General features: G+C 51.8%; 13 protein-coding genes. 5 read left to right on the top strand and 8 right to left on the bottom strand.

Annotation, left to right across the window (positions count from 1 at the left end; translation table 11 throughout):
• Positions 1-21: 21 nt before the first annotated feature.
• Genes J2X61_RS04310 through J2X61_RS04300 form a run of 3 tightly spaced genes read left to right on the top strand, consistent with a single transcriptional unit; the run spans position 22 to position 2,706 of the window.
• Positions 22-810 (top strand): DeoR/GlpR family DNA-binding transcription regulator, encoded by a 789-nt coding sequence (locus J2X61_RS04310; RefSeq protein ID WP_274466160.1) that lies wholly within the window; start codon positions 22-24, stop codon positions 808-810.
• A 49-nt stretch (positions 811-859) separates the two neighbouring features.
• Complete coding sequence (locus J2X61_RS04305) at positions 860-1,876, top strand: hypothetical protein (RefSeq protein ID WP_274466159.1); 1,017 nt, start codon at positions 860-862, stop codon at positions 1,874-1,876.
• On the top strand, positions 1,873-2,706 hold the full coding sequence (locus tag J2X61_RS04300; protein ID WP_274466158.1) for a hypothetical protein: 834 nt from the start codon (positions 1,873-1,875) through the stop codon (positions 2,704-2,706). Before J2X61_RS04305 ends, J2X61_RS04300 begins: the two co-directional genes overlap by 4 nt.
• Positions 2,707-2,909: 203 nt before the next feature.
• Here the strand turns inward: J2X61_RS04300 and J2X61_RS04295 are convergent, their stop codons facing one another.
• Positions 2,910-4,706 (bottom strand): DUF2339 domain-containing protein, encoded by a 1,797-nt coding sequence (locus tag J2X61_RS04295; protein WP_310186134.1) that lies wholly within the window; start codon positions 4,704-4,706, stop codon positions 2,910-2,912.
• A 158-nt stretch (positions 4,707-4,864) separates the two neighbouring features.
• Here J2X61_RS04295 and J2X61_RS04290 point away from each other — a divergent pair, with 158 nt between their 5' ends.
• Entirely contained in the window at positions 4,865-5,149 is a 285-nt protein-coding gene (locus J2X61_RS04290; protein ID WP_274466156.1) for a hypothetical protein, read from the top strand.
• 419 nt (positions 5,150-5,568) lie between these two features.
• On the top strand, positions 5,569-7,326 hold the full coding sequence (locus tag J2X61_RS04285) for a glycoside hydrolase family 2 protein (protein ID WP_310186130.1): 1,758 nt from the start codon (positions 5,569-5,571) through the stop codon (positions 7,324-7,326).
• A 71-nt stretch (positions 7,327-7,397) separates the two neighbouring features.
• Here J2X61_RS04285 and J2X61_RS04280 read toward each other — a convergent pair whose 3' ends face one another.
• The 7 genes from J2X61_RS04280 to J2X61_RS04250 all read right to left on the bottom strand — a co-directional run bounded on the left by J2X61_RS04280 (position 7,398) and on the right by J2X61_RS04250 (position 15,808).
• Positions 7,398-8,063, bottom strand: coding sequence for a COG1361 family protein (locus J2X61_RS04280; protein ID WP_310186129.1), 666 nt, complete (start codon positions 8,061-8,063; stop codon positions 7,398-7,400).
• Between the two features lie 97 nt (positions 8,064-8,160).
• Positions 8,161-9,036: a carbohydrate ABC transporter permease gene (locus J2X61_RS04275; protein WP_274466151.1), complete on the bottom strand. Its 876-nt coding sequence runs from the start codon at positions 9,034-9,036 to the stop codon at positions 8,161-8,163.
• 16 nt (positions 9,037-9,052) lie between these two features.
• On the bottom strand, positions 9,053-9,982 hold the full coding sequence (locus J2X61_RS04270; protein ID WP_274466150.1) for an ABC transporter permease: 930 nt from the start codon (positions 9,980-9,982) through the stop codon (positions 9,053-9,055).
• Between the two features lie 67 nt (positions 9,983-10,049).
• Positions 10,050-11,705 (bottom strand): type 2 periplasmic-binding domain-containing protein, encoded by a 1,656-nt coding sequence (locus J2X61_RS04265; protein ID WP_310186125.1) that lies wholly within the window; start codon positions 11,703-11,705, stop codon positions 10,050-10,052.
• Positions 11,654-12,001: a hypothetical protein gene (locus J2X61_RS04260; protein WP_310186124.1), complete on the bottom strand. Its 348-nt coding sequence runs from the start codon at positions 11,999-12,001 to the stop codon at positions 11,654-11,656. Before J2X61_RS04260 ends, J2X61_RS04265 begins: the two co-directional genes overlap by 52 nt.
• 44 nt (positions 12,002-12,045) lie before the next feature.
• Complete coding sequence (locus J2X61_RS04255) at positions 12,046-14,415, bottom strand: helix-turn-helix domain-containing protein (RefSeq protein ID WP_274466148.1); 2,370 nt, start codon at positions 14,413-14,415, stop codon at positions 12,046-12,048.
• 127 nt (positions 14,416-14,542) lie between these two features.
• Positions 14,543-15,808 (bottom strand): MFS transporter, encoded by a 1,266-nt coding sequence (locus J2X61_RS04250; RefSeq protein ID WP_274466147.1) that lies wholly within the window; start codon positions 15,806-15,808, stop codon positions 14,543-14,545.
• Between the last annotated feature and the right edge of the window lie 73 nt (positions 15,809-15,881).

Here is a 15,881-nt window from a genome sequence, read left to right as displayed (position 1 = left end):
TATAACTGGAGGATTTGCCCCATGTCATTAGTCGGTGAAGAACGGAAGGATTATATCCTCAACCAGTTGAATCTGGAGGGGAAAGTAACAACGAACGATCTGGTGGAGCGTTTGAATGTTTCATCGGAAACGATACGCCGGTATTTGGAGGAGCTGGAAGAGGAGAAGAAGCTGAAACGGGTCTACGGCGGCGCCGTCAAAATCAATCTGTCCCGGGACGAGCCATCCCATCTGAAGAGGGAGGTGCTGCATGCGGACGAGAAGCGCAGAATCGGCCGGGCGGCGGCAACGATTGTGGAAGACAATGACGTTCTCTTCATTGACGACGGCACGACAACACTGCATATCATCGATTATTTGCTGAATAAGAAAAATATTACGGTGCTCACCATCTCCATCCCGGCACTCATCTTGTTGATCGATTACAAAAACAAAGGCTTGTTCTCGGGCGATATTTATTTGCTGGGGGGGCAAGTGAATGCGATGCATTCCCGGGTATCCGGTACGCTGGCGGAGAAAATGGTGGAGAACTTTCATGCGGACAAGGCGTTCCTCTCCGTGGACGGCATGATGCTGGGCAAAGGCATTACAGGTTTCGAGGTGGGCAAAGGTCAAATGACCCAGCAGTTCATGAAATATGCCAAGCAAAGCATTGCGCTCTGCGACCACTCCAAATTCGGACTTGTGCAATTCTACAAAATTGCCGATCTCGGAGAGCTGGATATGATCGTGAGCGATGTTCCCGCACCGAAAGAGTGGGAATCCGAGTTGGAGAAAAAGGGTGTCGTCTGGGTCTCAGCAAGTGAGTAGCTGTGTATGATAGTACAGTGATAATGACAAATGCGAGGGGATGATCCTGTTGTCCGTTCAACTGGAAAGAGCGCAGGCCGCTCGAAGTATGAGCGTCATGAAGCATGCCGTCACGATGCTGATGGGCGTGTGGCTCATTACAGGTCTGTTTATCGATGGCTTCGCTCATAATCATGGAGCGGTCGAAACGTTCTTTACGCCTTGGCATGCCATTCTGTATTCGGGATATTTGGCTTGTGCGGTGTGGATACTCAGCATCACGTACCGGAACAAAGCGGCAAACCGGCATCTCACATGGGCGGAGGCGATACCGGCCGGATATAAGCTCGGGATTGCGGGCGTTATCATTTTTCTTATCGGCGGTCTTGGCGATATGTTCTGGCACACGATTTTCGGCATTGAGAAAAACATCGAGGCGCTCCTCAGCCCTTCGCATCTCGTCCTATTGACCGGCGCGCTGATGATTCTGACCAGTCCGTACCGCGCCATGAGCAGTATGGAGGAGACGTCTCCGACATTTCGCAGGCTGCTGCCGGCGCTGACCTCGATTGCCTTAACGTTCGCGGTCTTGGCCTTCTTCCTTATGTATGCTTGGTCTTTCCGGCAAAACCTGTGGATGGCCAGGGAAGAGGATGCCGTCGCGAGAGCCGTGGTCGATTTCCTGGTGACGACTCTGCTGCTCGTCCTCCCCGTCATGCTCGTCATGAGAAGATGGCGGCTGCCGCTGGGCACGGTCACCTATTTCTTCGTTCTTGAAGCCGTCTTAATGGCCGGACTCGACGGATTCAACCATTACGGCTCGATCGTCATTTTGCTCATAAGCGGTATCGTTGGCGATTGGCTCTTCTATATGCTGAGCGGGAAAGAGGCGGACGCGTGGCAATACCGGCTTGTTTTCTTCTTGCTTCCCGTGTTGATCTGGGGCTTGTATTTCGCCGATCTGCAGCTGTATCATACGTTGGATTGGTCTCCGGAGCTGTGGGGGGGCACCATGTTCATCTGCGGTCTCGCATCGTTGGGGCTTAGCATCATGACGGCACCGCTCCGGCCCGGGAGAAACCAATGAAACAGTTGGCCATCCTGCTCATAGGGCTGACGATCCTTCTCAGCGGTTGCGGAAGGGCGTCCTCCCTGCAAGAGGGGATGGAGATGCCGGGGATGGCGGGAATGGCAGGGGCTGGATCCGCGCATGCCCATAGCAGCGATGCGATCGCTCATTTCGCGGTAACGGCCGACCGCTACATACCGAATGAAGAGGCAACGATCACGATTCTGATTCAAGATAAATGGAATAAACCCATTGATGCGTTCGACGTCGTGCATGAGAAGCTGATGCATGTGATCGTCGTCAGCCGGGATCTTGCTTACTTCGAGCATCTGCATCCCGAGCATACCGGTAAGGGGCAGTTCGAAGTCAGAACGAAGTTCCCGGCGAACGGCTACTATCAGCTCATTGCCGATTTCACTCCGCAGGGGATGGGGGAGACCGTGCAAACGCATTGGGTCACGATCGGCGGAGGGAGCAAGGATACCAAACCGCCTTCGCTGAAACCCGACACTTCGCTCGCGAAGGTGGTGCAAGGCAGGCAAGTGACGCTGGCCTTCGACCACCTGATGGCGGGGATGGATCTGGATATGGTCTTTACGATCAAGGATGCTGAGACGAAGCAGGGCATCACCGATCTGCAGCCCTATCTGGGAAGTTTGGGTCATGTCGTCGCGATCAGCGCCGATGGCAGCGACTATGTGCATGTACATCCGAACGACCAGACGGGGTCAGGGCCTGTGGCCGCCTTCAAAATTAACTTTCCCAAGAGCGGCATCTACAAAATTTGGGGCCAGTTTCAGCACCGGGGCGAAGTGTTGATTGTCCCTTATATCGTTCAAGTGCCTTGATAGGCTTGCGGCTGATGCCGTAGGCTTTTTTAACATGGACGTTATTGTTGCGTCAAATGCTGCGACGGGGTTCAAAATGAGCTTTCCGTTGTTTCAATTTCATTAGCGGTTACACCATTTCACATTCCAGGTCACCCTGAACCTAATAAAAAAACCTTCGCCACCGCGACGAAGCGGGTGCTGAAGGTTAAGGTTGAGGGGCCTTATTCGTTCGGTTCTTTACGTTTGTAAAACAGTCTGGAAATACCGACGCCTATCGCGCCAAGTCCGATGAAGAGGATCGCGCGAACGGCTGTGGATACGTCTGGCAGATCGATGAAGATGATTTTGAGCAAAGTGATGAATAAGAACAGGATGCCGACCCAATTCGCCTTGGCTTTACGGACGAACTGCCCTGCGATGATGAGCAGTACGGCGTAGACCGCCCAAACGCCCGAGAGGATCAGATGCTGATAATCGCTGTCCAAGCCTTTCGTCATGACATTCGTCAATTGGGAGACGTAAACGAGCAGCAGGACGAATTCCAACCAGAGTAAAACCATTGGAAATTGCGGGTGTACAAGGTCCGCTTTCGCTTGCTTACGGTAAAACGCATAAAGACCGCCGATGGTCACTACAAGCAAAAGCCAGGCGAATGTCTCGCTGGATAGGATGCGATCGATCCCATGATCGAATACGATGAGCATCCCGATGAAATAAGTCAGTGCGCCGCTAACTTGCTGCAGCCGGCTCCGGAAGCGGGTCCCCAGCACAAGCGCCAGGCTGCCTTCGACGAGCAGCGCCGCTCCCGCTTGATCGGCCCGCAGCACATAGATCAGCCACAGGAAAACGCCGAACGTTGCGATAGCGAGATGGGTGGACATATTGCGCTTGTTCCTATACAGCCAGATGGATGTGCCGATATATAAGATCGACCACAACGCCAGCATCGACTCGTAGAAGAGCCGATCGACACCTGAAGCGCCATACAGACCGTAGCTCCATGCTGCGAGCAGGCCGAAGCTGAGGAACAAGGCGATTCGCTGTCCGATCCGGCTGTCTTGTGAGCGCAGCAGCGAAACGGCGAAGAGGAGCAAGTGCTGAACAATCACAACAGCCAGCAGCGCGGGCCGATCGCTATCCTCATGGCCGGCAATCGTTGCAATGAGCAGCGGCAGATGAAGCACGCCGAATGCGGTGAAATAAGCGCCGCGGAACGAATAGCGCAGCGATAGCAGCAGCATCGCCATGGAGAAGAGGCCTTCATAGCCCGCGAAGGTCCACATGTTCGGCTGCTCGGTCTCGATGAGGAAGGGAACGAGATAGCCGGCTAGCAGCGTGATAATCATGAGCGCCTGCGAGCGATGGCGGATCGCTGTGTATACGCTGATTGCGAGAGAGATCACGTATAGCAAGAACGCGATGGAGGCCGGGATCAGCTCGAACAGCATATGCGCGGCAAACAGCGTCAGGATCAGCACCCCGCTTGCCCCGCCGAGCAGGACTTGCCCCAGCGCCGCGCGGTTGCGGCGGATTTGGACCTCCCCTTGCCAGTACATCAGGAAGGCTGCGGCAGCTCCGAGCCAGCACCGGATGGGCTCGGTAATGATGCCGGCATTGACGGCAGCGGTGAAGCCCCACAGCACGCCGAGCAGGAAGACGAGGATGAAGATGCGCGGCAGCCAGACGCGCGCGATCAGATGCTCCCAGTCTGTTGGGGGAGCTTGCGGGGCAGGCTCCTTCTGGGCGGGGAGCTGCCGATCGGGCGAAGGCGGGAGCTGTGAGCCGGTGAGTGGTTGTTCAGGCTGAGATGAGTGCTGAGGTGCGTTAAGTTGTTGGTCAGGCAGAGACGGCAGCTGAGGCCCGGAAGTGGGTTGGGCGGCATGTTCAGCTGACGGCGGCGGTGGCCAATCGGGCCGGCCGGCTTTCGCAGCGTTGTCCCGTTCCAACGTATGGTGCAGCAGCTGTTCCAGCTCTTGGACTTTCTTCTCAAGTGCGGCGACGCGTCGTTCCAGATTCATAGATACCCCCTTGTAGCGTTGTTTTTTAGGTATGTTTTTCCAAGCCATTCTATGTTAACATGACCAAGGTGATACGCGGTATCAGGTGAGAAAAATAAAATCCGGACAACTGTGCTACAATAATCGGAAGAAGTCAATGGAGCAGGAGATGATAAATCATGAGTAATAACAAACAATTAAACGAGCAGGAACTGATCCGTTTCATCGCAGAGAAGTCGAATGCGGATGAAAAACAAATTCAACTCGTGCTGAAGTACGAAAAAGCGTATATTCTCAAAGCCGAGGAGAACGCCAAAGGGGAGGTCGACATCGACAGCGATGACCTGATCGATCACATTTTGAGCAGGCCGGATGTGAAACTGACGGAGCTGGCGGTCGACACCATTTTGGAGGCGGAAATGGATTATTTGATGAAGCATGGTTTCGCAGGCTATATCGATTAATGAAATGAGCGATGCAGGGGGTTATGCCTGCGTCGCTTTTTTTGCGCAGAAGACCTGGCTGGGCATAACTCCAGGTATCGATGTCGCGCATGCGGCTCCCTCCAAGCACAATTGGTAGGCTTGCTAAGCCAGTGTTTGCGCAGGCTTTCTACTCCAGCGTACAGTCAGACTTGCTACGCCAGCGTACAGCCAGACTTGTTCCGCCGCGTATGGTTCCGCCCCGTTTCGTTTACAAGGTATCATCGCAAACCGTGCCAGAGACAAGCCATGAATATATAACAAAGTAAATTAACATTAACTATAAAGTTAATTGAATAACGTATATTGACAGATAATAAACTTGGGACGATAATAGGTTTAGGCAAAATGAACTTATTTAATTAACTTACAAATTAATTTAATGGAGGTAATTTTCAGCTATGACGAATCAACCTCGTGCTGAGCACCCAAGACCGCAATTCGTAAGAGACAGTTGGATGAACCTGAACGGCGAGTGGGAATTTGAATTCGACGACGAGCGCATCGGGGGCAGAGAGAAGTGGCATCTCGGAACTAGGAAGCTATCCAAAACGATTCAGGTACCGTTCGCGTTCCAAAGCAAGCTTAGCGGCATCGGCGATAACACGTTTCACGATGTCGTATGGTACCGCAGAGAGCTGGCGATTCCGGATGCTTTTAAGAACAAACGCATCTTGCTGCATTTCGGGGCTGTTGATTATGACGCTTCGGTTTGGGTGAATGGCTCCCTGGTAGCGACGCACGAAGGCGGGCACACGCCGTTTCACGCCGATATTACGGATGCCTTGCAGGACGGAATGAATACGTTGGTCGTCAAGGCGGTCGATTACAGCCAAGAGGTTACGCTGCCGCGGGGCAAGCAGTATTGGCTGAAGGATTCGGCTAGTATTTTTTATACGCGTACGACTGGAATCTGGCAAACGGTTTGGCTGGAGGCTGTTGCATCCGAGGCCTATTTGGATAAAGTGAGAATTACCCCCGACATTGACGAGAAGCAGGTGGAGTTCCAATTTTTCATTGAGAGCGACAACAAGCAAGCTAAACAACAGGTGAAGGTTGAGATTGCTTTTAAAGGCGAGCTTGTTGCGGAAGACACGTATCTGCTGAAAGGCGGTTCGGGTGCGAGAAAGGTTCGTTTGAACGATTTTAACGACCATGGGCTTGGCGGCTGGTGGTCACCGAATAAACCGAATTTGTATGACGTCAAATTTACGCTGCTCACCGATGGCCAGGCTGTGGATGAAGTAACGAGCTACTTCGGTATGCGCAAGGTTTCAATTGAGAATGGCAAGCTGTGTCTGAACAACCGGCCGTTTTTCCTGAAAATGGTACTGGATCAGGGGTATTTCCCGGATGGCAACTTGACACCGCCAAGCGATGAAGCGATCAAGCGGGATGTGGAGTTGACGAAAGCGATGGGCTTTAACGGCGCCCGCAAGCATCAGAAGCTGGAGGACCCCAGATATTTATACTGGTGCGATGTGCTTGGGCTGGTCGTGTGGAGCGAAGCGGCTAACGCATACGAATATTCGGAGAAATATGTCGGACGTTTCACGAAAGAGTGGCAGGCTTCCGTAGAGCGCGACTATAACCATCCTTCCATCATTGCGTGGGTTCCGCTGAATGAAAGCTGGGGCGTGCCGAATATTCAAATCGACAAGCGGCAGCAGCAGCACGCGCTGACGATGTATCATTTGACGAAGTCGCTGGATCCGATGCGTCCGGTCATTTCCAATGACGGCTGGGAAATGGTCCAAACCGACTTGTTCGCGATACACGACTACGAATGGCGCGAAGAGGTACTGCAGGATCGCTACAGCACGGCTGAGAAGGCCGTACACGCCATGCCGGCTAACCGCCGTCTGTCTGTCGAAGGGTTCCCGTATGCCGGCCAGCCGATTCTCGTTACCGAGTTTGGCGGCATCGCTTACAAGAAGAGCGACTGGGAAGGCTGGGGATATTCCGGCGCCGACAATGACGAAGACTATGAGAAAAGGCTGCGCGCCGTTATCCGTCCGCTGCTGAACTCGGGCGTGGTCCAAGGATATTGCTATACGCAATTAACGGATGTGGAGCAGGAAATCAACGGCTTGCTGACGTATGACCGGGAGCCGAAAATTCCGCTAGACGTGATCAAAGCGATTAACGATCGTAAATAAGAGAGGCCGGGGCCATTCAGGGCCCCGGCTTTTTCAAATTAGGAAACAGGCCTCGACGACTTTCCCTTTCCTTATTCATCCGCCTGCTCGACCCAGATCATAGCCTCATTGGAGAGGACCGTTCCCGTGTGGACAGGATCATTCACTTGATAGGCATATTGTGCGGCCGATCTTAGCGGGATACGCCTTGTATTGGGCCGTGAGACGACCGCTTCGGTATAGGTGATCTCGGTTGAACCGTTCAGCGGGACTGCCCATAAGACGAGGGGCTGAGTTACCGGTGCTGTCAGATTCACCGGCACATCGCCTATGCGCAGTGTACCCGGCAGCAGCGTGGTCAGCGGCGAAATCCAATTTTGCACGGTTACGCTGTCCGCGGACAGGTTTCCCGCGTTGGACACCCGGATTCGGAAGTGAACGGGCGATTCGGGCTCCGTAACCGTCGGGGTCGCCGTGATGCCTATCGCGGGCACAGGCTGCAGCAATTGCGTGCTGACGGCATTGGTCAGCACAGAATCCGAGACGGTCTGATCGTCCGGCAGCTTGAACGTGAACAGCACGGCAACCCGTTCCGTCAGCTGCCCTTGATCCGCCGATGAATTGACCGTTACCTGGAAGGTAACGGTCAATCGGCTTTTCGCCGGAAGCGATCCGACATACAGGGAGCTGGTCAGCGGCGAATCCCCCTTCCGGGATGAGGCCGGACAGCCAAATATCGGCGGCGATATTGCCGTCATTCGCAACTGTCACGCCATAAGCCATCCCTGGCAAAACTATGCGAAAGCACCGCCTCCTCAGCATATGAGGCAGACGGTGCTTTCACGGCGAAGCTTGTTATCCCTTGACGGCGCCGATCATGACGCCTTTGACGAAGTACTTTTGCACGAATGGATACAGAATGAGAATCGGCACGGAAGCGACCATAATCGTCGCGTATTTGATCGTTTCTCCGATCTGGAACTGGTCGGCGGCATTTGCCCCCGTTGACATCGCATCGGTATTGTTCGCGATGAGAATTTCCCGCAAGATCAGCTGCAGCGGATACAGCTCGCGATCCTTCAGGAAGATGGAGGCGTAGAACCATCCGTTCCATTTCTCAACGGCATAGTACAGGATCATGACGGCAATGACCGGCATGGAGAGCGGGATGACGATGCGGAACAGAATGACCAAGTGGCCCGCCCCGTCCATTTTGGCTGACTCCTCAAGACTTTCGGGAACGGCCATGAAGGCGGTGCGCATAATGATCAGATTGAAAGTGTTGACGGCGAACGGCAATATCGTAGCCCAGAGAGAGTCAATGAGACCTACGCCCTTCACGACCAGATAAAGCGGGACCAAGCCGCCGCTGAAGAACATCGTCAAGACGACGACAAAGATAAATACGTTGTTCCACATCACATTTTTACGCGAGAGCACATAAGCGCCAAGCGAGGTGACGATCAGGTTCGTGGTGACACCGAATACTAGAATGAACAGCGTATTCTGGTAACCTTGGAGAATAGCCGGATTGGCAAAAACGCTCTTATAAGCTTCGAAGCTGATGCCCAGCGGCTTGTATAGAAACCCTTTGTGCGTAATCAACTGCCCAGCGTCGCTGATGGAAGCGAAGGCGACATAAATGAGCGGATATAAAGTAATGACAACAAGCAGAAGCAATAGAATATGGTTGGTTATCGTAAAGGCTTTGTCGGAGACGCTCGTTTTCATTGCAGTCCCTCCTTTCTTACCATAAGCTGCTTTGGCTTACTTTTTTGCTGATTTTGTTGGCGGCAATAAGCAGGGCCAAGTTGATGACTGAGTTAAACAAGCCGACGGCTGAGGAGTAGCTCCATCCGAATTCGATAAGCCCTTTCCGGTAAACGAAGGAGGAGATGACATCGGCCGTGTCATAGGTGCTCGGATTGTACAGCAAAATAATTTTCTCAAAGCCGACGTTAAGCAAGTTCCCCATCCGCAGAATGAACATAATGGCGATCGTCGGAAGAATGCCCGGCAGCGTAATGTTCCAGATTTGTTGAAGCTTGCTGGCCCCGTCCATTCTCGCAGCTTCATATTGCTCCTGATCGATGCCCATGAGTGCGGCCAAGTAGATGATGGACTCCCAACCGATCTTTTGCCAAATTTCCGATAAAACATAGATGGTCCTGAACATTTCCGGTCTCTGCAAGAACGCGGTATCGCTGACGCCGAAGTAAGTCAGGAAGTTATTAATTAACCCGCCGTTATTCGTAAAATCTTTGATCATCCCGGCGATGACGATAAGCGAAATGAAATAAGGCATGTACGTAACCGTTTGCACAAAACGCTGAAACTTTTTGTTCACCAGTTCGTTAATCAATATCGCCAAAATAATCGGCGCCGGAAACTCAAAGCATAACGTATAGAGCGAGATGATGACCGTATTTTTGAGAATGCGCCAGAAATAATACGAACCGAAAAAGTCTTTGAAGTGATCGAAGCCGACCCATGAGCTGCCCAAAATCCCTTTGGCCGGCGTATATTCCTTGAAGGCAATCAGCGCGCCGTACATCGGCGCATAATGGAAGATGACATAATAGGCGATAACAGGAACCATCATCAAGTACAAATATTTGTTGAGCAGAAAATCGCGTCTAAACCGGACTTGGAACGCAGCTTGTCCCTCTTTGCGCATGATATCTCTCCTTTCGCCTGGTTAGTAAAAACGGGGAGAGCGGCTGCCCTCCCCCCTGGCGTGTTATCTATCTTTTGTTGAAGCGGTCCAGCGATGCTTTCTTGATTTCGAGCGCGCGGCTCAGCTTAACGGACTTGAATTTCTCTTGGTACTTCTCGAAGGAATCGACAGGCTCGGTGCCCAAAATAATTTTGACCGTCATTTCATCGACCAGCGTGTTCAGATCCGTCATGATTTTGGCGAGCTCGGTGCTTTCTTCCGGTGTCGCTGTGATTGGCGGCAATTTGTATTTGTCGACGTTCGTTTTCGACCAGGTCGTAACGGCGTCGCGCTGCGTTTGCAGAGCCAAATATTGCTCGACGTAACGCTTATCTTGAACGAAAGGACCGTTGTAGTTACCGCGAACGTACAGGGAGAGCGCTTGTGCCGGAGCCAATTTATCCGGATTCTTCATTACAAGGTCCGTATATTTCGGATATCCGTTTTCCATTTTGTACGAAACGCCTTCAGTTCCGAAGTTGAAATAATTATGTCCTGCTTCGGAGTAGCCGTAGTCAAGCATCTTGGCAGCAACCTCCACATTTTTGGAGTTTGCCGTAATGGCGACCATACCGCCCGGCGAGAAGGCAGGATCTTTCTGGCCGTACATCGCAATGTCGCCTTTTTTGAGCACCGGATACGGCGCTGCGACCAGCACGCCTTTCGGATCTTTCGCCGAGATGAGCGGCTGCCATTTGCCGATACCGCCGCCGGCATTATTGACGGTTGCGCCTGTTGCGCCGGAAGCAATGTTGGCGTCTAAGGCTTTGCCGTCTGTCGTTGCAAAGTTTTTATCGATCAGCCCTTCTTCATACCATTTGTGCATGGTAGCGAGGAAATCTTTATAGCCTTTTTCAGCTGGACCGAATTTGATCGTGCCGTTATCAATGAAGAAATCGCGGGTTACGCCGTATGCGCCGGCAAAAGCGCCGTTGCCCAGCTCATTGAAAGGTCTTGGTACAGAGATGACAGAGAACGCGGCCGTAGCGCCTTTCTTCTCTTTGAACGTTTTGAGTGTCGTATACCAATCGTCAATCGTTTCCGGCATCGGCAGACCAAGCTCATCAAGCCAATCTTTCCGAAGGATCGGGCCTTGGTACACACGCAGATAATCGTCGCCGCGAATGAACGGGAAGGAGTAGTAGCTTCCGTTATCGGTTTTTACCTGCTTATCGATTTCGGGATGTTCTTTGAGATACTTTTTCAAGTTGGGCGCAAATTTATCGATCGTATCGTTAAGTTTCAGAATATAACCGTCTTTGATCGCTTTCTCTGGTCCGCCTGGGAAAGCCCCTTGCCAGTCAAATTCGATCATGTCAGGGAGATCGCCCGATGCCAACAGAACGTTCAATGCTTGCGATCCTTGGTTGGTAGGAGGAGCCAGGAATTTCAACGGAACGCCGGTCTTTTTCTGCCATTCTTGGAAGAACGGAACGTCTGCGTGAGCAGCCTTCACCCCGGTTAAGTTGCCGGGAAGCTCGCCCCAGTACGTTAATGGTTTGTCTTGTTTAAGCGGATACGTAACCGCACTGCCAGCCGGCGCCGCCGAACTTCCGGCCGTTGCCTTGGGTGCTTCGCTGGAACTGGTAGACGGCGTGTTCGATGTAGAACAAGCGACGGTCAAGCTTCCCATTAACGTCGTTGCGACAAGCACAGTGAACATTTTTTTTCTGTTTTTTTGCATACTAGACCTCCTAAGCGTTTTTCGATTGAAAAACCGGAATTGAAAGCGTTACCGAGTTTTTCGCTGACATAAACCGTTAAGCCGATGCGGGTAGAGGTGCTTATGTGGTACACCTTCACTATATGATAACGCTTACATTCAAAGCTATCTGCAAAAGGTCCAAATGCATCTCGAATTGTTGTGAAATGCTCTACAAAATGTCCAATGTTATCTTCAAAATAGCCAAAATGGGGCGAAACGAGCCTGAAATAGGACGTTTCGACGGGCAAACCTTCCGTCTGGCCGGGTTTGTTCATGAAGAAAGGAAGCTGAAAGGGCAGCCGAGCGGCTGCCCTTTTCGTTATTTCTGTATAAGCTCCTTGTATTTCCCGGGGGTAATACCTTCTACTTTCTTAAACACGCGGATGAAGGCGTTAATATCGTTGAAGCCGACCCCGTTGGCGGCGTCGCCAACCGATTGTTCCTGTTTGCCAAGCAATTGCTTCGACTTGTCGATCCGCACTTTGTTAATGCGGTCGAGCAGCCCTTCGCCTGCATAATCCTTGAACAGCTTCGACAAATACGTGGCCTTGCGGTCAAAATGAGTGCCGATCATCGAGACATTCAAATTGGCGTCGGAATAATTATCTTCAATGAACGTGGAAATCTCTTCAACGAGCTGCTGCAGCGCCTTCTGCCGCTGTTGAGACATGGTGGCCTGCCGCTTCGCCGAGGTGTATTCGCAGATGCCGGCCAGCATTTCGTTCAATTGCCGGTGCATGTCTTCCAACGTTTTGCTGTTGAGCAGCCGGTCGATAAGCTTCGGATTCCGGGTGAAAATGCTTTCCTGCATGTCGCCGGTTTCACTGATGCTCTTCATCATCGTCGTAATCAGGCACAGCATCAGGCATTTGGTCAAAGAAACGGAAATGCCGCGAACCTCGAAATTTTTGGTCATAATGTCGGCCAGGATCGTTTGCGATTCTTCCAATTCGCCTGACTTCAGCGCGTACAGGAATTGCTGCTCGACCTGCATCGGATAATAATAGCCGGAAACGGGCTCGCAGGCCCTGTTGGCCTGCAAATCGTCGTAAGCCAGGATTTCCCTTCCGCCCATAACGAGCTTATAAGCCATCGAATCCAGAGCTTCCCGGAAGGCTTGGGGCACGTTTGCGATCTGTCCGTGAACGCTGGAAATCGAGATCGTGAGGTGAATGTCGTAAGTCGCCGACAGAAAATTTTGCGTCTCCTCGGCGATGCGCAGCAGCTCTTCTTTGGCGCTTTCACCCTCATCACTCGTTATATTGACCAGACAGGCCACAGAATCGTCAATTTCCGTCGCATAGCCCCGATGCCGCTTGGAGAGCAGCTCTTCTACGACATTCATAATAATGAATTGCAGCAGCTTCCATTTGTCCTCATCGGACTTATGCGTGATGCGGCTGAAGAAGGGAGCGTGCTTATCGACAACGAACAGCATGACGGCAAATTCGTTGCGGTCCAGCTTCATATCGAAGGCGGTCAAAGCCTCGAAGATCGGAATATGCCGGTCGTGTTTGCCCTTGAGCAGCTTTTCGATGAAGTGGGAGCGGACCATGTGGCGCTGCTGTTCGATTATGGTCTTGAAATCGGCGATTTCGAGCAGCGTGTTGTCAACCGCTTCCTGAATGAAGTGAAACTCATTGTACCTCTGGCCGGAGGCCATCGCCTCCTTTTTGGAGAAAGCATGCACCAGACGTCTGACCGGGTTATAGTTTCTGCGCAGAAAAAATATCGTCAAGATACCGCCGCCAAGCAGCGAGATCGCCATGCTCATATAAGTCAAGTTGCGGATATGCGAAGCTTTCTGCCAATAAACCGTGCTGGGCATGATCGATACATACTTCAGCTTCGACATTGGCGACTGAATGGTGAAAATCTCATATTTCTCGCCGTCCGAGCCGGTGTAATAGAGATTGGTGGCTTCCGTCAATTGGTCATAAGGGAAATCGGCGGGAAGCAGGCCGGTCGAGTTGGATGCCAGCACTTGGTTTTCATTATTTAAAATAAGCACGTGGCCCTTATTAAAGATTTCCATATTTTGAATGGCGCCAAGGATGCGGGATTGATCGATCATGATGACATTGGTAGCGAGTGGCTGATTATGCTCGACGGCATAAGTGCTGACGTAAGCGACTGACTTGCGCAGCTTATTGTCGTCGCCGATCCGGTACATCGGGATGAAGCCTTTGAAATTAGGGCGTGTCATAATTTCTTGCCATGCGGAGAAGGGGAATTCGTCACTCATATGCAAAGTCTGGTAGGCAAATGCGCTAGAACGAACGGTAGTGGGCAGGATAACGGATTGATCTTTGTACAAATAAACATAGAACGAATCGATTAACGGATAAGAGGTTTTGTACAGGGAAAGATTACGGGCAATTTGCGAGATATCATAAAGATACTCTTTGGGAAATGCTTCATACTTGTTGGAATACAGCAGTTCCTGCATGTTCACGTTCCAAGTGAGCTCGAAATTCAATTGCTCCATCGCTTTGAATTGGTTGTCCATCACTTCGCGCACTTGCTTCAACAGGGAATCGTTCGCTTGCTGAATTTCTTCCTTTAACGTTTTGCTCGATTCCACATACAATAGTAAGCCGATAGCAATGGGTAAAAGGAGAATGACGATATAGGAGATCATCCACGTCAGAACAATACTTTGTCCATTAAAGATGATTTTATTCTTCATGATTAGCAATCCCCTCACATCAAGAGTCGATTAGGATTAGGAGCTCTAAGGCGATGCTATGAATGCGCTCTCATTTCATTGTATTTCCTTTCTATCGTCTGCGTCAACGATAGAAAAGAACCATTTTTTATCGGGCTTCCTCCACGGGCTTGAACCGGTTCTTGCCGAAGAAGAAATAGAAGAAATACGAGATGACCGAGTAGACGACGGCCGTAATGCAGAAGGCGTAGGCATAGCCGTAATAAGACCCGAACCGTTCGACGAGGCCTGTACTGACAGGTGCCGCGAGAAACCAGCCCAGGTTGAAGACCGCTTCTCCCGAAGAGGAAGCGAGCCCGCGCAGCGAGCGGTCGACATAGCTCATCTTGACGGAATTGTAGAAAGGGTTCGCTGCGTTCATCAGCGCCTGGCGGAACAAGTAGCCGCCCGACGATAAGTAGAAGTTGGCCGAGAATGCCGTTATAAGCAGGAACGGGATCGAGCATAGCTGCAGATACACCACGGACTTGACTTCCCCGAAGCGCCTGGCGATCATCGGACCGATGAGAAAGGCTACGGCGGTTGCGCCTTGTCCGAGGGCGACGACCAGGCCGATCGCCGACTTCGAAGCTTGGAAACGGTCTTCGAAATAGACGTTCAAATAAGGAACTATCATGCCTCCGCCGATAGAGGAGAGCAGGCCCAGCAAGCAGAAAATGGCGATGACTTGCAGAGATGACCGGTGAGCGCGCCAAGACGCCTTGATGCTGATCGATTCGGTACGCGGCTGCGATTCAACCTCGCTCGGCTCGAACAGCGCGACAGGGATAATGCCGAGCGCAGCGATGCAGACACCGGTCATCAAGGTGAAACGCAGGCTTACGATCGGCTCCAAGTTCATTACGTATTGAAAAAAATCGCACAGCACGCCGCCCAAGGCGATGCCGACGACATTCGCAATCATAACCAGCGCCATGTTGAAGCTGAACAGATGAACACGCTGCTGCGGCGTGGAGTTGTTGGCCATGAACGGCAGAATCGTCGCCGATACGACGGCCAGCGCCATACCGCCGAAGAAGGAGGAGACCAGCATGCCGCCTTGCGCTTCAATGAGCGATCTCGCCGTAAGCGCGGCAATGGTCAGTACGAGTCCGGTTGTGATGACGCGCTTCGGCCCGAACCGGTCGTTCATGATGCCGGCCGGAATCAGAATAAGGGCTGCGGCCAGCGAGGTCATGCCGACGATGCTGCCGACCGTCGTCTGCCCGTAGCCGAGACTTTTGACGTATAGATTATAAACGAGTCCAAACATGCCTAATCCTAAATTCCAAACGAAGTTAAACCAAAAAAACAGCATAATATTTCGGCTGTAACCTTGAAACTGTGACTTCCATTCATGAAGCAAATTTGCCATGCAAGTTTCCTGCCTTTGCAAGTGTGTCTAATTTGTAGCCGCCCTTCTCATTTTACCACTGGTAAATAAATTT

Origin of the sequence: Bacillus sp. 3255, from assembly GCF_031456485.1 — a bacterium.
In the GTDB taxonomy this organism is placed as follows: Bacteria; Bacillota; Bacilli; order Paenibacillales; family NBRC-103111; genus Paenibacillus_E.
This window is presented reverse-complemented; position numbering and strand designations above follow the sequence as displayed.